This is a genomic window from uncultured Solobacterium sp., from assembly GCF_963517755.1.
Lineage (GTDB): Bacteria > Bacillota_I > Bacilli_A > Erysipelotrichales > Erysipelotrichaceae > Bulleidia.
Genome location: NZ_CAUQGG010000001.1, coordinates 132491 through 152652, shown reverse-complemented (window position 1 = coordinate 152652; position 20162 = coordinate 132491). Strand labels below are relative to the sequence as shown.

The following is a 20162-nucleotide window of genomic DNA, read 5'->3' as shown; positions in this document are numbered from 1 at the left end:
AGTAGAAGTAAATAATTTAAAAATGGTACTATCATGGATTGATTAAAACTACCTTTGGGTAGTTTTTATTTACCATTGTAGGTAACATCAGATTGATATGGTTAGATAGGGGATTATTTGATATAATGCAAAAGGTAAAAAATATGGAAGAATTCAAGGTAACGATAGAAAAATTTGATGGTCCACTTGATTTGATGTTACATCTGATCAAAGAGAAACAGATGGATTTAATGGACCTAGATATGAACGAATTAACTGACCAATACATTGCGTACTTAAACTCTATGCAACAATTGCATTTAGAGATTGCGGGTGAGTATTTGGCGGAGTTGGCTACTTTAATCGAATATAAATCTAAGAAAATGATTCCTGGTAATAAGGAAGAGTTAGAAGATGCGTATGAGGAAGATCCAAAGGAACGCTTGGTTCGTCGTTTGTTGGAATACCAGCAATATAAGGAAATTAGTGAAAGCTTAAATACCTTATTTGAAGAACGTCAAATGATGATGGGTAGACCTCTTAGTACGGAAGTTGATCAATGGATGAAACATTCTGATGAAGAGTTAAAGGTTGAAGGAAATCCTTATGATTTGATGAAGGCAATGAAACGTATCTTGATGCGTATGCAGTTGTCTAAACCGATAGAAGCACGTTATACAGTCAAAGAAATCTCAATGGAAGATCGTCAGATTGAAGTCCGTGCAAAGTTAGACCATCTACCTGAAACCTTCCGCTTTGAGGCATTATTAGATGATGTGCATGAACCGCAGATGTTCATTGCGACATTTTTAGCTGTATTAGATCTTGCTCGTCAACATAAGTTATTCTTTACGGTTGATGAACAAGAAGTAATTTGGTTTAGAAGAGGAGAGATGGTGAATGAGTGAGATGGAAAATCAGACAATCGTAGAAGATAACGCTGCTGTATTGGATGAAGAATTTGATGAAACAACTTCATCATCAGAAGAACAACAACCAGATCCAAAGGAGCGTATGCTTGCCATATTAGAAGGACTATTATTCCTTTGTGGGGATGATGGTTTATCGGTTGAGCAGGCTGCTGCGTCTATGGATGCGACCGAAGAATATGTGGCAGAACTATTTGATGATCTGCAGAAATACTACTTACAAGAAAGTCGTGGTATTGAAATAGCACGTTTTGGTGAGAAATATCGTTTCTTATCCAAGGCATCTATTCATGAGGCTGCTAAAAAATTATTCCAAACTTCTACCGAAGCCAAACTTTCCAATGCGGCTTTAGAGACACTGGCAATCATCGCATACAAACAACCAATCACACGTGTTGAAATTGAAGAAATTCGTGGTGTTGGTGCAGATGTGATGTTACGTAAGTTAGTAGCGAGAGGCTTAATTCAAGAAGATGGTCGTAGTGAAGCGGCAGGAAGACCAATTCTATATTCTGTAACAGATGAATTCTTAGATTCCTTTAAACTATTGAGTTTAGATGAATTACCAGAGCTTCCACAATTTGGTACAGAAGATGCAGATAATGGGGAATTATTCCATTCTTAATGGAGAAGAGGATTAGATTCATGTTGAAGAAATTGATCGTTGTAATAACGTTTTGTTTCCTAGTAGGTTGTACTGCTCGTCATAACACTTCTGTGACTCGTGATACAAATCGTGTATTAGACGCAGGAAAAGTCGCTTCCCAATTACTACGAAAATTGAACTTATCAGACTCTATGGAACAAGTAAGTGATAAGGTTATGGATAGTGTCTTTATGCAAGGTGAAGATTTAACAGATGATAAGGTTGCTTATCTTGCCAGCGATAAAGGAAACTCGAATACAATAGCTGTTTTTGTGGCAGATGAAGATACAAGTGTTGATGTACTTCGCCAACACTTATTGACATATTTAGATTCACAAAAAGTAACGATTGAAAATAATTATCCAACCGAAGTATTTAAGATATCAAATGCAGTATTGGAGGATAATGGTAGAGTTATTGTGCTAGTTGTTGCTGATAATATTGAGGATGCACGCAAGTATGTAAATGACATACTTGAAAAATAAATCAGGCAGTTGTTTCTAATGAAAAAAGGAGAGAGGCTATGATTGAAAGATATTCCCGACAGGTAATGCGTGATGTATGGAGTGAGGAAGCAAAATTCCAGGCTTGGTTAGATGTGGAAATTCTCATTGATGAAGCTTGGTCAAAGCTAGGTGAAATTCCGGCTGAGGATGTAGAAAAGATTCGTACAAATGCAAAATTTGATGTAAACCGTATTCTAGAAATCGAACAGGAAACAAGACATGACGTAGTCGCATTTACAAGATGTGTATCTGAAAGTCTTGGTGAAGAAAAAAAGTGGATTCACTATGGTGTAACTTCCACTGATGTGGTAGATACTGCAAATGGTATTCGCTTCAAGAATGCAAATAAAATTTTACGTGAAGATATTCATACATTTATGGATATTCTTAAGACAAATGCTCTGAAATACAAAGATACTGTAATGATGGGTAGAACGCATGGTGTACATGCGGAAATCACAACTTTCGGTCTAGTGTTTGCACTATGGTATGAAGAGATGAAGCGTAATCTAGAACGCTTTGAACTAGCATGTAAGGATGTTGAAGCTGGTAAGATTTCTGGTGCAGTCGGAACATTTGCAAATATTCCACCATTCGTACAAGATTATGTATGTGAAAAGTTAGGTATCCAAAGTGCTGCGATTTCAACACAGGTATTACAACGTGATCGTCATGCACATTACTTCGCAATTTTGGGCTTGATTGCCTCATCCTTAGAACAGATGGCAACTGAAATCCGTCACTTACAGAGAACGGAAGTTCGCGAAGCAGAAGAACATTTCAATAAAGGACAAAAGGGTTCTAGTGCAATGCCACATAAACGTAACCCAATTGGTTCAGAGAATATTTGTGGTGCTGCAAGAGTAATGCGTGGATATATGCTAGCAGCATATGAAGATATTCCACTATGGCATGAAAGAGATATTTCTCATTCCGGTGTAGAACGTATTATTTGCGCCGATGGAACAGAACTATTGGATTACATGTTAAATCGCTTTGGAAGAATTCTAAAGGATCTAACAGTGTTCCCAGAAAATATGAAGAAGAATATCTGGCTAACCAATGGCGTTATCTTCTCTCAACGTTTTATGTTAAAACTCATTGAAAAAGGTTGGTCACGTGAAAAGGCATATGATACGGTACAACCTCAGGCAATTAAAGCGTGGGAAAATAATCTCAATTTCAAAGAGTTGATGTTAGCAAATTCTGATGTAACAAGTACCTTAACATTAGAAGAAATTGATGATTGTTTCGACCCAATGTACCATGTACGTAACGTTGACACAATCTATAAACGTGTTGGAATTCTTTAAAATTACAAGATTATAATGAAGGCTGTATGGATGAATTTCCATGCAGTTTTTATTTATGAAAATAACAACAAAATGTAAAATATTTAAGTTATTTTTAATGTAGTTGCATTAGCATTGACAAAGGTTTTTAGACACCGTAAAATATCTGCATTATGGTTTAAAAGTTGAAAATCATATGTTGAGAATAACAAAAACGGAGGACACTAAGTCAATGAAAAAATATCTTAAATCATTACGTCTAGGATTGACAATTTCAACTGCTTTGGTGCTTGTAGGTAACCAAGTGGCTTATGCAGAAGAAACGAATACAGCAACAACGCAAGCTAGTCCAGCTGCTACTTCAGAATCAACTACAACTACTGCTCCAACAACTCCAACAACTACTCCAACAACTACTCCAACAACTACTCCAACAACTACAACAGCTACTCCAACAGCACCTGTAACAGGTACACAATCTTTACCTAGTGCTATCTCAACACCATCTTCAACTTCAGTTTCAACTGCTAGTTCTGGCATAGCTGCAGTAGACAATATTGTCGATATTGGTGGTTATGTTAACGTCGAAGGTTTACCAGCAACACTTAGTGAAGATGGTACTGGCGTTACATATAGTTTTACAGTCGCTTATCAAAGATTGCATACAAGTGATGAGGGACAAACAGTAAGTGATGTACTCATTCGTATACCAAACATTGATAATGCGGTTGTGAAGTTTACATTAATTGGTACTAGAGACGCAAGTGGTAATCCGGTAGATGTTAATGTACCGATGTCAATTGTTGACTATTATGAAGCGGATTATTCAGGTGGAGATGATTATGGTATTCCAACAGCTGAAGAATTAGCAGCTGGCAAAAAAGCATATACATTATCAGGCAATGACTATCTTCAAGACGCTGAAGTAGTGAAGTCTTATAACTTGTATACAACGCAAAATAATAGCCAGGCAGTTTTAGTACAAGTTACTATACCAATGGATCAAGCGAAGAACATCAAGTATTTACCACTTGATGCTAGAGCTGAGTGGAAGGCAAGTGATGGAACTTCGACAGTTCGTGGATATGAATCTGGATGCCAATCATTGGAAGAATACATTAATCATACAGTTACAATGAATGGTGGCCCAGAAAATGTAGGTGGTTTATCGAATGTATCCTTAATTACTGATGAATATGTAAATGATGGTCATTTAATCAAATCAGTATCAAATCCAAATACTTATATCACACCAAATAATGGTGATTGGAGAACGATTCCAAATGATACAAATATCAACGCTTCTACATTCTTTAACTATGTGGATATATTTACTTTAAGAAGATCATCTCCTGCAACTACATACTACGCACCAGTATCGGAGGATATGGCTGACCAGGATGTATCAATGGTACAGTTTGGTGATGTAGTTGTTGATTATGTTATTCAAGGTACATCAACACAACTTCAACCATCTTATGTGGATACAACATTACGTCCACTTTTCAACGCAGATGGTTCCCTAGGAATGTATGATACAGCAGAAAATACGTCTGAACTACCACAAACAATTACATATAATGGTGATGTTTATAATCTAGTTGGACCAAGTGCAACATCTCTTGTTTCAGGATTATTATTAGAAGGCACAACACATGTTGTTTATGAATATGTTTTGGCACCTGTACCAACTCCAACACCAAAGACAGCAGATACTACAAATCTTTCTGGATATGTAGCAGCTATTCTTGCGGCTTGTATAGGATTTACTATTACAGCCGTAAATAGATACAAATCTAATCAAATTTTCTAAAACTAAAAATGTCGATAGAAATATTCTGTCGACTTTTTATATGAAAAAATCCATATCAGAAAGTGATATGGATTCAATATTTATTTAAGAATATCTCTTAATACGATATTTGCGTTTCGATCTGGTCCAACGGATACAAGGCAGAACTTTGTACTTGTGTATTCTTCGATGAAGCGTACATACTTTTGACAGTTAGCAGGTAACTCATCAAATGTTCTAGCATTCGATATATCTTCTGTCCAGCCATCGAAGTATTTGTAAACTGGTTTTGCTTTTGCATAGTCCTTTAGGGAAGCAGGGACTGTATCATACTCTTTGCCTTCGATTTCATAGCCTACGCAAACTGGTAACTTTTCATAGCCTGTTAGGATATCTAGTTTTGTTAGTGCCATTTCAGTTAGACCATTAATTAATACAGCTTGTCGAACAACTGGTAAATCTAACCAACCTACACGACGTGGTCTTCCGGTAGTAGCACCATACTCTGAGCCTTTTTCGCGTAAAGCATGTGCATCATCACCTTGTAACTCGGTAACGAATGGACCTTCACCAACACGCGTGGAGTAAGCCTTTGTTACACCGATGATATGGTCTAGTTTTCGTGGGGATACACCTGCACCTTCACATACACCAGCTGCAGTAGGGGATGATGAAGTTACGTATGGATATGTACCGTAGTTGATATCCAACATATTTGCTTGTGCACCTTCAAATAATACAACTTGTTTTGCGTCTAATGCTTTGTTGATCTTATCTGTCGCATCACAAATCATTGGTAGTAGGCGTTCTCTATATTCTTTGAATGTAGCTACCATTTCATCATAATCAAATGGATCTGCATTAAAGAGTTTAACGATTTCTTCGTTCTTCTGTGCAAGTACTACTTTTAATTTTTCTTGGAATACGTCCCAATCACGTAAATCACAAACACGGATACCGATACGTGTGTATTTATCGGCATAACATGGACCGATACCATTCTTGGTTGTGCCAATCTTACCAGCTCCAGCACGTAATTCCTGTAATTCATCAATCTTTACGTGATATGGCATAAGAAGGTGAGCACGGTCACTGATCTTTAAGTGATCACATGTAAATCCTTGTGATTCTAATGTATCAATTTCTTTGAATAATACGGATAGGTTTACAACGACACCAGGTCCAATAATGCATGTAGCATCTGCATTTAAAATACCTGATGGTAATAAGTGTAAAATGATTTTTTTATTATTAACGACAACGGTATGGCCTGCGTTATTACCACCTTGGAAACGAACTACCATATTGACGTTAGTACCCAATAAATCTACGACTTTTCCTTTTCCTTCGTCGCCCCATTGGGAACCTACAACTACATATCCTGACATGATATATCTCCTTTAACGCAACAATAATATCATATATAACCTGAATATAGGCAAAATAGGGAAAATTTATCAATGTTTATAGTAAAATGAGTAAAGAGGTGATGAAAATGAGTGAAAGAAACGCAAAAGGAAAAACACCGGAAGACTATGGCTTCTGTATGCCTAATAAAAAAGGTATTCAGAAATTTGAATTACATGAGGGCGCTAGCGTCAAGAAAGTAATTGGTATTGTATCAGGTAAGGGTGGTGTAGGTAAGTCATTTGTGACATCTATGCTGGCATCTATGATGCAAAAGAGAAATCATAGAGTAGCTGTACTAGATGGTGATATTACTGGTCCATCCCAAGGGAAATCTTTTGGTGTTACATCAAAGGCTGAAGGTTTTAAGGGTACTATCTATCCAGCTATCACAAAGAATGGAATGCAATTAATTTCTTCTAATATGTTGTTGGATAACGATGAAACACCAGTTATCTGGCGTGGTCCGATGGTGGCTTCTATTCTACAACAATTCTATTCAGAAGTATTATGGGAAGCAGTAGACTACATGTTTGTAGATATGCCTCCAGGAACAAGTGATGTTCCATTAACTTTATTCCAATCTGTACCACTTGATGGAATTATCGTAGTTACAAGTCCACAGGATTTAGTATCTATGGTTGTTGAAAAAGCAATTAACATGGCATCAATGATGAATATTAAGGTATTGGGACTTGTTGAAAATATGTCTTATGTACAATGTCCTAACTGTGATGAAAAGATTTATGTCTTTGGTAAATCACATGCACATGAAGTTGCACAGAAGTATCATTTGCCATTACTTGCACAGATTCCAATGAATCCTGAGATTCCAGCTGCTGCAGATAAGGGCTGCATCGATGAAGTAGTCGTTCCAGAATTAGATGTTGTAGCTGAATTCATTGAAAGTATTTAAAGTATTCACGTAGTGTTCACACAGTTTTACTAAGATACTCATAAGGAGGATGTTCCATGACGAAGATTTTGATTGTAGATGATGAAGCGAAGATTCGCGAATTGATTATTAAATATGCAAAACACGAAGGTTTTGAAACAGCTGAAGCTGCCGATGGCATGGAAGCAGTAGAATTATGCGAAAAGAATAACTATGATCTTGTTGTCATGGATATTATGATGCCTCATTTGGATGGCTTCTCCGCGGTGAAAGAAATCAAGAAAACAAAACCACAGTTACCATTTATTCTTTTATCCGCTTTAGGTGAAGAATATGATCGCATTCATGGTTTTGATGTTGGTGTTGATGATTATGTTGTGAAACCATTTTCTTCAAAAGAGTTAATGATGCGTATTCATGCAATCTTAAAACGAGTTCATCCTGTTGAAGCAGTATCTTTAGAAAAATTTAAGATTGATGGTATGGTGATTGACTATTCCGCACGTACTGTAACGATTGAAGGTCAGCGTATTCAATTATCTCCTAAGGAATATGAACTTCTGGTATATCTAGTAAAAAATATGGGTATTGCCTTAACACGTGAACAATTATTACAGAATGTATGGGGTTATGACTTCTTTGGGGATGATCGTACGCTAGATACACATATCAAACTGTTGCGTAAAAATCTAGGTGATTATGCAAAGTATATTATTACGTTGAGAGGAGTTGGCTATCGTTTTGAAAAAGTTAACGCCTAAACAAAAAAAGAATATTAGTTTACGTTGGAAAATCGGTCTATATCTTTCTGTATTCTCATTTGTGCTTGTTGCGATTGTGTTTATATTTCAGGCTTTATTATTAGAGCCGATGTATGAAGCAAGTAAAAAACGCACAGTTGAGAATGTATCGAATGCGGTTGTCAATGTTGTAAAAGAAGATGATGATGCGGACAATATTGAAGAGTACATCAACATTGCTCAAGAAACCAATGAAACATGCATTCGTGTATTACGTGAATCAAATGTTTTTCCAGGTACATATGATGATACATATCTTGAATCAGGTGGCAAGAATCTAGGTTGTCGTCTATATAAAATGTCATCGAATGAAATCCTAACGCAGATTGCAAATGCAGAAAACAGCGATAAGGGTGAGTCAATGGTTGTACAAGATACAAACTTGATTACACCAACCAATGGTGAACGTTTCCGCAATATTACGTATACACGCATTATTAAAGACCACGATGGTAATAAATCAATTGTTATGGTTTATAGTAATATCACACCGATTTCTACGACAAAGAAAACATTGTCAATGCAGATGTGGTATATCTCTGCAATTATCTTGGTTGCTGTTCTGGTATTAACCTATATTATGTATCGCACGATTGCGCGTCCACTGATTTTAATTAATCAATCTGCGAAAACATTACCGGAAGGAAAATATGAACGTATAACAGTTCAAAATTATCGTGAGGCAGAAGAGTTAAACGATACACTCTTAACGGCGGCTGAAGATATTCAGAAAGCAGATAAAGCAAAGCGTGATTTGATTGCGAATGTTTCCCATGACCTTCGTACACCACTTACCATGATTTCTGGTTATGGTGAGATGATGAAGGATCTTCCAGAAGAGAAGACAGATGAAAATATTCAAGTAATTATTGATGAATCCAAACGCTTAACGTCACTCGTCAATGACTTATTAGATTTATCGAAACTACAAGAAGAAAAGATTCATTTAGAGAAAGAAAATTTTGACTTAACTAAGGTATTACACACACAACTTCAAAAATATGATGTCTATCATATGCAAGAGGGATTTACAATTGATACAGAGTTATCAGCAGAAGCAATCATCAACGCAGATATCAAACGTATTGAACAAGTATTTAACAACTTCATGACAAACGCGATTAACTATAGTGGTGATAAGAAACATATCATTGTTCGTGAAATATTAGAGCGTGATAAGGTACGTGTAGAAATACAAGATTTTGGTGAAGGTATTGCAAAGGATGATATCTCTAAAATCTGGGATCGTTATTACAAGATTGATAAGGAACATGTTCGTGTATCAAATGGTTCTGGTATTGGTTTAGCTATTGTTAAAGAGATACTTGAATTACATAATGCCAAATATGGTGTTATCAGTAATCTTAAAGAAGGTAGTACATTCTGGTTTGAGTTTCCTATTGTTAAATAAAAAGTCATGTACTTCATAATGAGAGGTACATGATTTTTTTAGATTATTTTGTTTGCTAAGTAATTGATATCGGAAATAATTTGTTGTTCAAATTGATTCGTATCTGCATGTTTTAAGACAAGTATTTTACTATTCTGGTTTGTTATAAATACTGTTTGTCCTCGTGTTTTTTCGCCAGAGAGGATAATATCACAATCACAATTTTCACCTTCAAAAATTTCTGGATGTAGTAAGTATTCGGTTACTGCCAAATCAAAAATCGTATGCCTTGTGCGATGATGTTGGCGGCCATATATCGCAAAGAAATCCATAATGCCACCAACCATTTTTGTTAAATATCGCTCATCGTGCATCCAACTTTGTATTGTTGTTTCGCTGATGGTGCAATCATCACAACATTCAAGTGGGATAATCACTGTCGAAACTTTACCAGAGAATACTTCTTTTGCCGCATGTGGGTCAGCATAGATATTAAACTCCGCATGCGGAATTACATTACCTTTGTACCAAGAACCACCCATTACAACTATCTGTTCAATATGATGAATGATTGTAGGCTCTTTCAGTAATAAATTGGCGATATTTGTCAAAGGGGCGAGTGCCATGATGGTTACCGGTTCTGGGGAAGAAAGAATCTTTTCCTTCATAAATGAAATAACATCTTGGTTCGTTGTTTTCAAATTATGCTTTGGAAAGTCAAATCCTTCTAGGCCATTATATCCATGTGCTGCTTGTGGTGATGGTGGATAAACAAGCGGATGTTCAGCCCCCATACATACTGGAATATCTTCTCTATGAATGTAATGGAGGACGTTTAACATATTCTCTGTGATAAGAGGTACTAGGTTATTGCCACATACTGTTGTGATACCGAGAATATGAAAGGTATCTGGATTAGCAATTGTAGAAAGAATGGCCATTACATCATCATGACCTGGATCGCAATCAATGAGTACATATTTTTTCTTCATTATTTTTCCTCAATTCTACAATTTAATAATTGAATAGTTTTATCTGATTCGTTGAAAATCGCAACACATGACGGTTCAAGTGTAAATGAAATCTCAAATTTTTGTGAATTAATATAGATTGCTTGTTCTTGATAATCAATAGAAATTGATGTAATCATTTCATTCATGCATGAAATAGATTTTCGTGTTACATTACGATTTTGATTTCTGGTTAAATAAACATTATGATAATCAATTTCAACAGATTGATAGTCATAGCAGCCATGCCATTGGTAACACATGTGAAGATGAATGTTATCTTGTGGCATCCATTCAAGCGACATATGATGGATTGAAACATCTGGACCGCTGAAGTTGAATTCGCTATGAGCATCTAATAAGAATCGTTTTTCTTCAATGGTTGCTGTTCCACGATGAATACGAATTCCAGAGATTCCGGAATGTTGTTTCAATCCGATGTCATATCCCCAATCTTCAATTGCTAATGTTGAAAAATCAATTTGGTAAGATGGTTGTTTTATGATTTCAAACTGATTTACAGCGAAATAATTTCGCTGAATACGATTTTGACTACGTATGATTAATCCATATTCTAAATAAGGGATATCGTTGATGGTAGGTTGATACTCTAAATTCAAGTCTTGTGTAAAAATGCTATGATAGATTTTCCCTGAATAACCCTTGATATAGATAGCTATTTCAAGGGGGAGATGTTCTGGGTTATCTAATTTACAGCGAATGATATCATTCGGTTCTATGATTGCGGCAAATTCTGGTTCATATCTGCAATCATATACATCTTGTGGACGATAATAACTCTGCGTATATACTTTGAACTCTTGATTTGAAAGTATATCATCTAAACATATTTTTAATTGATCATCTTGTACACGTAAGTTGCATGCATGGTAGCGACTTGTTTCTATCTGAAAGCCGTTTGTTGCATAAGGAAGAGTAAAATCTGTAATATGAGTACCAACTGTTTTATTAGGATATGGAATATCATGGATTTTACATGCTAATGTAGCAAAATAATATGCAGATTTAGAAATTGTTGTAATATTCTTTGAACCAATTGAGGAGGAACATAAAAGGGTATCATTCAATGGTTTAATCCATTTTTCATTGATGTTTTCTAGTCCGACCATCATTGCAATGATGGAACCTACATTTCCTAAATTACAATCTGTATCGCGACCTGCTTCAGCAATCAGTTGCATTGTTAAATCGAAGTTGTTTTTACCGTATAACATGCCATACAGCATGATTGCAGTATTCGGTAGGATATGACAGAGTCCTTCGTAGCGATCATAGCTATGCTTGTCTTCAATATACGCAATGCATCTAGCAGGGTCTTTAGGATATTGAAGGTGAAAGTCTAACATTTCTTGAATTAAATGGGCGTAGTTAGAGCTTTGATTGAGGTACTGTAGTGCTGTTTGAATTAGTTCTCTTGCATCATGAATATTCCAAGCAAGGGAAATACATACAGCTATAAATTTACCACCCTCAATACCATCAAGGTCATGGGTGACACTACTCATTTTTTCTGCTAAATCTTTTGCGATTTCTGGTTTATCTAATGCAAGGTATCCCCAACAATCACTAAAGATTTGACCCCCAATTTGTTCGGAAACAGCTTTTGAGTTTTGTTTACAAGAGCCGGATAGTGGAGCATCTATGTGATTCATTAGATTTAACCATGCGGTATGTTCTGTTGAAATACCTTTTCCTCCCCACCAAAAGAAGCCTTTTTCATATGGAACAACATTTAGGAGATTATTTGCCATATCTTGTGCGGTTACGTGATTGAATGAATGATGCTTGATGACATCTGCAAAAAACAATGGACCATTGGCATCATCGTCAGCCGCAAACTGTGAATAATCCGTTAGATAATCAGTAATAGGTTGATAACATTTACGCACTTCAGGACCAGTCCATGATTCGATTGGGGCACCTAAGCGTATGCCAATATTTTTTCCTAACCAAGAAGCATATATTCTCTTGTAAATATCTTGAAATGTAGTCATAAGGTCACCTTTGTATGGAAAATATTATAACGATTATTTCATATTTATGGAATGTTGGCATAGCAGTTATAGTCTTTTCGAAAATTTAATGCATCCTACATGCATATTGATAAAAGTATGTTATATTTAAAAATAGAAATGAGGAGGAAATTTTCGACTATGAGTGATATTTTAAATATCATCGCAGATGAAACTTTGACATATCATCAGCAAGTTTTAGCACTTGCTAGATATGCTGAAAATACTGACCATACACTTGCATTAAGTCCAGAATTAATTCAAGCAAAAGCAGACCGTATTATCTGTGATTTAGGTGAGGGCAACGCTCCGTATCGTCCACGCTATATCTGTCCAGATTATGAGTTGCTGATGGAGAAGGGTTGCAAGTTCTTGCAACTAGAAGCACCAAAGAATCTTTATGAGGCATTAAACACACTATTGATTTTCTATCATAGTGTTCCAAGTATTACATCGTTCCCTGTATATTTGGGTGATCTTGATGATTTACTTGAACCATTTGTATTAAAGGAAAGTCGTGAGAATGCAAAGGCAGCATTGCGTTTATTCTTATTGAATATTGACCGTACTTTAACAGATTCTTTTGTCCATGCAGATGTAGGACCACAGGACTCTGAAACTGCACGTATCTTATTTGAATTAACGGAAGAAATGCAGCTGGCAGTTCCTAATCTTACTTTGAAGTATGACCCTGATATTACACCACGTGACTTTGCGGCTTTAGCAGTCAAATGCATGATGAAGACATCTAAGCCATCTTTTGCAAACCACAAGATGTTTACAAGAGAATGGGGCGAGAAATATGCGATTGCTTCATGCTATAACGGATTAAAAGTATGTGGGGGTGGATTTACTTTACCACGTCTACGTATGTATGAATGTTCTTTAAAGGCGAAGGATACAGAAGATTTCTTAGAGAATGTTTTACCTTACTATACTTCTATCATGCTAAAGATGATGGATGACCGTATTGAATTCTTAGTTGAAAAGACTGCATTCTTTAAGTCTAACTTCCTTGTTACAGAAGGATTTGTGAAGTTAGATAACTTTACAGGTATGTTTGGTATGGTTGGTTTAGCTGAATGTGTAAACCACTTACTCGGCATTAAGGATCCTAAGAAGGGCTTTGGTAACAATGCAGAAGCTGATGCTTTAGGTTTACGTATTATGGACCGTTTAGAGTCACTTGTAAATGCGCATGACTCCAAGTACGCAGCAGCTTTTAACCATAAGTATCGTTTACATGCACAGGTTGGTATCGATAGTGATGGTCGTGAAGATTCACCTGGTGCACGTATTCCTGTTGGTGCAGAGCCAATTATCCCATTACAAATTAATCACTCTGAAAAATTCCATAAGTATTTCCCTACAGGTATTGGTGATATCTTCAAGTTTGAAGAGACTTGGGAGAATACACCAGAAGCTGTATTAGATATTATCGATGGAGCAATCAGAAATGATATGCGTTACTTCTCTGGTTATCTTGAGAATAACGATGTCGTTCGCGTTACAGGTTACCTTGTTAAGAAGAGTGAACTAGCAAAACTTGATGCTGGTAAACAGTCTTTAAATAATGTCTCTATCTTCGGTAAAGGTGCACGTGATTTCGGTGCAGCATTAGACCGTACAATTGTGAATGATGGCGACAGCTCCAATCAATAAAATCATCGAATTTTCAAATGTCGATGGTCCGGGTAATCGTACATCGATATTTGTCCAAAAGTGTCCATTCAAATGCCTGTATTGCCATAATCCTGAGACGATTCATATGTGCGTACATTGTGGTGTATGTGTAGAAACTTGTCCCAAAAAGGGCGAGGCTTTAGAAATCATCAACGGTAAAGTCGTTTGGCATAAAGAGAAATGTATTGATTGTGATACATGCATTCATGTTTGTCCGCATTTGTCATCTCCAAAAATTACGGATATGACTGCGGATGATGTTATAGAGCAAATTAAACCGTTGTTTCCGTATATTCAAGGTATTACGGTATCTGGCGGTGAATGTACGAATTATCCTGAATTTTTAACAGAATTATTTACAAAAATACATACGTATAACAAAACATGTTTCTTAGATTCTAATGGAGCATACTTATATGAACAGATGCCTAGGTTAATGGCTGTGACTGATGCAGTGATGCTTGATGTAAAGGCGTGGAACAAGTCCTGGCATGAAAAGTTAACGGGTATATCCAACGAAAATGTTCTTCGTAACTTAAAATGGTTACAAGAACATAATAAGCTCTATGAAGTTCGTACTGTATGTATGCCGAACATGCATGAAGATAACTTGTCGACAGCATTAGGTGTTGTCGCTAACTTAGACCCTAACATCCGTTATAAACTGATAAAGTATCGCCCATTCGGTGTAAGAGAAGAGGGATTACAGAAGTTGGGTAATACGATTACAACGGATGAAGAAATTCATTTATTGAAAGTTGCATGTGAAGAACATGGGGCGAAAAACGTTATTATTGTGTAATAGTTACAGATTTTGAAATAATGATTCATGATTTTGTTGTTGCATTTTCTAGATGATTATGAAAAAATAAATCTGCAGATGAGTTCAACTGCTTAATAGAGGAATGCAAAAATATGACAAATCAAATGCATCTACAACTCACTGAAACACTCTTTTAACAAGTTGTTTTAGTGTCGGTTTGGGTGCATTTTTCATTTTTTGATTCACTCGATGTTTTAAGAACTATCTTATTTAATTCAGGAGGGAAAAAATATGAATAAGATTTCCAAGTTAGTGCTTGGGTCTGTTGTTGCTTTATCCATGGTTGGATGTGGTAGCAAAACAGATTCTAAGTCATCAACAACTGCATCAGAATCAGGAGATAAGACAAAGATTTCATTGATCTTGCCATATATTGGTGACCAGTCTTATTTCGACACAACTTACAAGGGACTACAGTTGGTTCAACAAGAACTTGGCGACAAGGTTGAAACAAAGTTAATTGAAATGGGTACAGACGCTGCTGGTTGGGATACAGCATATCGTCAAGCTGCGGATGATGGCTATCAAATCATTATCTCTGGTAACTTCCAATATGAATCTTACATGTTGGCTGTTGCTGAAGAACATCCTGAAATCAAGTTCTTAAACTTCGACTATAGTGATGCTAAGGCAAACTCATTAGATAACGTATATTCAATTACTTATGCTGCTAACGAAGCTGGTTATTTAGCTGGTGTTGTTGCTGGTGTTAAGACAGAATCTGGAATTGTTGGATGTATCGGTGGTGTAGACTCACCTGGTATCCGTCAATTCTTAGCTGGTTATATGCAGGGTGTTTATGATGTAAATCCAAATGCTAAAGTAATCTCTGGTTTCGTAGGTGGATTTGGTGATCCAGCTACAGCAAAGGAAATTGCATTAAATATGAACAAGCAGGGTGCTGATGTTATTTATCACGCTGCTGGTGGTTCTGGTAACGGTTTATTTGAAGCTGCTGCTGAAGCAAACTTCTGGGCAATCGGTGTTGATGCTGACCAGTATGCTTCTATGAGTGGTAAGCCTGAATTAGCTAAGCACATCTTAACTTCTTCTGAGAAGAAGTGTGACGTTGCTATCTTACAATCTATCAAGTTAATGTTAGATGGTAAGGCTGAATATGGTACACAGAAGACTTTAGGCTTCGTTGATGGTGCTGTTGGTTTAGCTGAAAATGAAAACTATAAGGCTAATATGACTGCTGATCAACTTGCTAAAGTTGAAGAAATGAAGAAGAAGTTAGCGGCTGGAGAAATCAAGGTTAACGATCAGTTAAAGGATGATAAAGCCTACGATACTTGGTTAGATAAAGTTGGTCTCAAGTAATTCACGTTTTGAATACCAAAGATGCTCTATCGAAAGGTAGAGCATCTTCTTTAAAAGAGGTAACAATATGGACAATACGATTTTGAAGTTAGATGGAATCACAAAGATATATCCAAATGGTACTGTAGCAAACCGCAATATCAGTATTTCCTTTAATAAAGGTGAAATTCACTCCATTTGCGGTGAGAATGGTGCGGGTAAATCAACATTGATGAATATTATCTTTGCGATTGAGAAACAAACAGAGGGTAAGATTTCTTATAAAGGACAGGAAATCAATTATTCCTCTAGTTTAGATGCAATTGAGAATGGTATCGGTATGGTGCATCAGCACTTTATGTTGATTCCATCCTTTACTGTTGCGCAGAATGTTGTGTTAGGTGCAGAGCCTAAGAAGGCAAACGGCTTTATCGATATGGATAAAGCAAATCAAATTACGAATGAATTAGCGAAAAAGTATAAGTTTGATGAAATTAACGCTACTGATTTAGTCAGTGATTTGACGGTTAGTGCAAAGCAGAAAGTCGAAATTCTTAAGACACTATATCGCAAAGCAGAAGTCATTATTTTAGATGAACCAACTGCAGTTTTAACACCACAAGAAACAGTTCAGTTATTTGAACAATTAAAGGGATTTAAAGAACTTGGTCATACAATTATCTTTATTTCTCATAAACTAAATGAAGTAAAGGAAATTTCTGATCGTATCACAGTTATTCGCTCTGGTGAAACAAAGGGCACATATGATACGAAAGATGTTTCAATTGAAAAATTGACAGAATTGATTATTGGCCATAGTCTTGAAAGTTCATATGATTCTTTACGAAAACAAGCTAAGAATAACGATACGATTTTATCTGTTGAAAATTTATCGTTTGAAGTTGGCGGGGTTAAGAAAGTAGATAATGTTAATTTTGCGGTACATGCGGGAGAGATTTTAGGTATTGCGGGTGTACAGGGAAATGGACAGGAAGAGTTGATTAAAGTAATCACTGGTATGGAAGCGTTCCAATCAGGAAAGGTGATTCTTGGTGGTGTAGATATTTCTACAAGTGATATCTTGCATAAACGTGAAGCTGGTCTTGCGTATATCCCAGAAGATCGTATGCAAGATGGTATCGCAGCTACTGCAAGTATTCAAGATAATGCGATTTCAACATATTATCGTAAGCCAGAGTACTCTGGAAAAGTCTTTATGAAGGGTAAGAATATTCGTAAGATTGCCCAAGAGTTAATTCAAAAGTTTCAAGTAAAAACAAATTCCGAAAAACAACGTATTAATTCTCTTTCTGGTGGTAACATTCAGAAAGTGGTAGTTGCACGTGAGTGGCAAACAAGTCCTAAATGCATGATTGCTTCACAACCAACTCGTGGTATCGATATTGGCTCAGCTAACTATATCCATCACCAGTTAATTGATATGCGTAATAATGGGGCTGCAATTTTATTGATTAGTGCAGACCTGAATGAAGTAATGGCAGTTAGTGATTCTTTAATTGTCATGTTTGAAGGAAAGATCGTTGCGTACTTTAAGAGTGCAAAGGATGTTTCCGCAAACGAATTAGGTTTCTACATGTTAGGAACTAAGAAACAAAGTGAAGAAGAGATTAAGGAGGCGAGCAAATGAGTACGATGAAAAGAAAGTTTCGTATTACTGATGATGGACCTTTTGAAGCATTACGTATTCTAGCTTCCATTGGCATTGCATTAATTGTTACATTTGTAGTATTAGCGTTCGTGTCAAAACAACCGCTGACTGACTTTATTCGCTTACTTACATATCCACTTAGTAAGCCAAGTTATTTTGGATATGTACTTGTAAAGGTTATTCCTTTAACATTTGCAGGCCTTGCGACATTACTGTACTTTAGAACAAACTTATTTAATCTAGGTACAGAAGGTGTTTTCTATATCTCTGGTATTGTTGCGACAGTATTCGCTATCAATCCAGCGTTTATGACAGGGAATACTGTGATTGACTCAATGATTCCAATTTTAATGGCTACTTTATTTGGTGGAATCATTTCGCTTATTCCAGGTCTTATCAGTATACGTTATAAAGCTGATGAGATGGTTATTTCACTCATGATGAACAGTATTTTATTTGGTATTGGATATTTCATCTTGAAGAATTTCTTAGCAGTTGGAGGTGTCAATGGTACAGCCTCTCCAAATTTTATCAAGACAGCTCGTTTACAGAACTTGATTCCAAAGACACAGGTACATACTGGTTTTATCATTATGATTATCGCAGTAATCTTTATCTATGTTCTTCTCTATAAGACAAAGCTAGGATATGCGATTCGTATGACAGGTATCAATGCGAATTTTGCGAAATACTCTGGTATGGGTGCGTTTGGTATGTTTATGGCTGTTCATTTCTTAGCTGGTGCACTTGGTGGTATGGGTTCATCCGTTGAACTTTTAGGTATGTATCAAGCATTTACTTGGACAGTACTACCAGGACTTGGATTTACTGGTGCATTAATGGCAATGCTTGGTAAGAATGATCCGATTGGTGTATTGATTGCGGCGTTTGGTATTAGTTACTTACGTGCTTCTGCACAGTTGCTCGCAAATGACTTACCATACATCGATATTAAAATGATCTCTATTGTAGAAGTTATTCTAACGTTACTCATTTCATCTCAGTTCTTCTTGAGAAAGTGGCGCTCTAGACAACTTCTAAAGGAGGAAAAGAAGAATGGCTAATTTATTCAAGGACTTATTGAATGCAAGTTTTATCTTTATTGTCATTCGTGTTGCGGCTCCACTTGTATACGCATCACTTTCTTCCTACGTAGCTTCACTTGCGGGTATTCCTAATATTGCGATTGAAGGTGTCATGAACTTTGCGGCTTTATTCGGCGTATATTTTAGTGCCGTGTCTGGCTCTGCATGGATTGGTTTATTAGGTGCTATAGCGGTAGGTATCGCATGTGGTTTCGTACTTTCATTCTTCACGATTAAGATGAAAGCTAGTCCTATCATGGTAGGTATTGCGTTAAACTTATTCTCAGCAGATTTTGCGATTTACTTATTGTTACTGTGGACTGGATCAAAGGGAACTACAGCTAGTCTTCCATCAAAAGTGTTACCTACAATTGATATCCCATTCATTAAAGATATTCCAGTTCTTGGTGAAATTCTTAGCGGACATTATTTCTTAACTTATGTATGTCTATTGTTAACAATTCTCTTATTCATCCTTGTCTATAAGACACCGTTTGGTTTACGTATGAAAGCTTGTGGTCTTGATGCGCATGCGGCTGAATCTGTAGGTATCAAGGTGAATCGTGTACGTATGATCGCGGCATTGTTGTCATGTTTCCTAGCTGCTTTAGGTGGTGCATATCTTTCGATGGGATATATGTCATTCTACTCCAGTAACATGGTGGCATCTCGTGGATGGATTGGTATTGCGGCTGCAGCCGTAGGTGGTAATAACCTTGGGGTTGTAGTTTTTGTGACAATGATTTTCTCAGTAGCACAAGCGATTGTAAATGTACTATTGCTAGAAGGTTTACCTTCAGAGTTAGTAAATATTATTCCTTATGTTTCCGTATTAGTAATTCTGATTATTATCGGTATTCGTACAAAGAAACAACTAAAAGCGAAAGCATAGTATCTAATTTATCGTCATGAAGCAGACTG

Annotated in this window: 17 protein-coding genes; 14 read left to right on the top strand and 3 right to left on the bottom strand. The window is 36.4% G+C overall.

Translation table 11 applies throughout. From position 1 onward, the window contains the following. Positions 1–143 precede the first annotated feature (143 nt). From RWM19_RS00710 to RWM19_RS00690, 5 genes are all read left to right on the top strand, one after another. Complete coding sequence (locus tag RWM19_RS00710; protein ID WP_313982666.1) at positions 144–887, top strand: segregation/condensation protein A; 744 nt, start codon at positions 144–146, stop codon at positions 885–887. Next, positions 880–1533, top strand: coding sequence for an SMC-Scp complex subunit ScpB (gene scpB, locus RWM19_RS00705; RefSeq protein ID WP_313982663.1), 654 nt, complete (start codon positions 880–882; stop codon positions 1531–1533). Before RWM19_RS00710 ends, scpB begins: the two co-directional genes overlap by 8 nt. A 20-nt stretch (positions 1534–1553) precedes the next feature. Further along, on the top strand, positions 1554–2039 hold the full coding sequence (locus RWM19_RS00700; RefSeq protein WP_313982661.1) for a DUF4358 domain-containing protein: 486 nt from the start codon (positions 1554–1556) through the stop codon (positions 2037–2039). A gap of 38 nt (positions 2040–2077) precedes the next feature. Next, positions 2078–3373: an adenylosuccinate lyase gene (gene purB, locus RWM19_RS00695; protein WP_313982659.1), complete on the top strand. Its 1296-nt coding sequence runs from the start codon at positions 2078–2080 to the stop codon at positions 3371–3373. A gap of 211 nt (positions 3374–3584) precedes the next feature. Further along, complete coding sequence (locus RWM19_RS00690; protein WP_313982657.1) at positions 3585–5165, top strand: hypothetical protein; 1581 nt, start codon at positions 3585–3587, stop codon at positions 5163–5165. A gap of 80 nt (positions 5166–5245) precedes the next feature. On the opposite strand, the gene RWM19_RS00685 is transcribed toward RWM19_RS00690, so the two are convergent. Beyond that, complete coding sequence (locus RWM19_RS00685; RefSeq protein ID WP_313982655.1) at positions 5246–6532, bottom strand: adenylosuccinate synthase; 1287 nt, start codon at positions 6530–6532, stop codon at positions 5246–5248. A gap of 107 nt (positions 6533–6639) precedes the next feature. On the opposite strand from RWM19_RS00685, the gene RWM19_RS00680 reads away from it, so the two are divergent. From RWM19_RS00680 to RWM19_RS00670, 3 genes are read left to right on the top strand one after another with little or no spacing between them, the layout of a single operon-like run. Beyond that, positions 6640–7467, top strand: coding sequence for an Mrp/NBP35 family ATP-binding protein (locus RWM19_RS00680; protein ID WP_313982653.1), 828 nt, complete (start codon positions 6640–6642; stop codon positions 7465–7467). 56 nt (positions 7468–7523) lie between these two features. After that, positions 7524–8207 carry a response regulator transcription factor gene (locus RWM19_RS00675; protein WP_313982651.1) on the top strand — a complete coding sequence of 228 codons (684 nt, stop codon included), beginning with the start codon at positions 7524–7526 and terminating at the stop codon, positions 8205–8207. Then, positions 8188–9657 carry a HAMP domain-containing sensor histidine kinase gene (locus RWM19_RS00670; protein WP_313982649.1) on the top strand — a complete coding sequence of 490 codons (1470 nt, stop codon included), beginning with the start codon at positions 8188–8190 and terminating at the stop codon, positions 9655–9657. Before RWM19_RS00675 ends, RWM19_RS00670 begins: the two co-directional genes overlap by 20 nt. Before the next feature lie 38 nt (positions 9658–9695). On the opposite strand, the gene RWM19_RS00665 is transcribed toward RWM19_RS00670, so the two are convergent. Continuing rightward, on the bottom strand, positions 9696–10628 hold the full coding sequence (locus RWM19_RS00665) for a nucleoside hydrolase (protein ID WP_313982646.1): 933 nt from the start codon (positions 10626–10628) through the stop codon (positions 9696–9698). Continuing rightward, positions 10628–12661, bottom strand: coding sequence for an ADP-ribosylglycohydrolase family protein (locus RWM19_RS00660; RefSeq protein ID WP_313982644.1), 2034 nt, complete (start codon positions 12659–12661; stop codon positions 10628–10630). Before RWM19_RS00660 ends, RWM19_RS00665 begins: the two co-directional genes overlap by 1 nt. Positions 12662–12820: 159 nt before the next feature. Between RWM19_RS00660 and RWM19_RS00655 the strand changes: the two genes are divergently transcribed. The 6 genes from RWM19_RS00655 (at position 12821) to RWM19_RS00630 (ending at position 20133) form a co-directional block, all read left to right on the top strand. Next, positions 12821–14341, top strand: a complete 1521-nt coding sequence (locus RWM19_RS00655) for a YjjI family glycine radical enzyme (protein ID WP_313982642.1) — start codon at positions 12821–12823, stop codon at positions 14339–14341. Beyond that, a complete protein-coding gene (locus RWM19_RS00650) occupies positions 14316–15164 on the top strand; it encodes a YjjW family glycine radical enzyme activase (protein WP_313982640.1) in 849 nt (282 codons plus the stop codon). The genes RWM19_RS00655 and RWM19_RS00650 overlap by 26 nt, the downstream gene beginning before the upstream one ends. Before the next feature lie 252 nt (positions 15165–15416). Continuing rightward, positions 15417–16508, top strand: a complete 1092-nt coding sequence (locus RWM19_RS00645) for a BMP family protein (RefSeq protein ID WP_294026222.1) — start codon at positions 15417–15419, stop codon at positions 16506–16508. A gap of 67 nt (positions 16509–16575) precedes the next feature. Next, a complete protein-coding gene (locus RWM19_RS00640) occupies positions 16576–18135 on the top strand; it encodes an ABC transporter ATP-binding protein (RefSeq protein ID WP_294023228.1) in 1560 nt (519 codons plus the stop codon). Then, on the top strand, positions 18132–19220 hold the full coding sequence (locus RWM19_RS00635) for an ABC transporter permease (RefSeq protein ID WP_294026218.1): 1089 nt from the start codon (positions 18132–18134) through the stop codon (positions 19218–19220). Before RWM19_RS00640 ends, RWM19_RS00635 begins: the two co-directional genes overlap by 4 nt. After that, positions 19213–20133, top strand: coding sequence for an ABC transporter permease (locus RWM19_RS00630; RefSeq protein ID WP_294023226.1), 921 nt, complete (start codon positions 19213–19215; stop codon positions 20131–20133). Before RWM19_RS00635 ends, RWM19_RS00630 begins: the two co-directional genes overlap by 8 nt. Positions 20134–20162 lie beyond the last annotated feature (29 nt).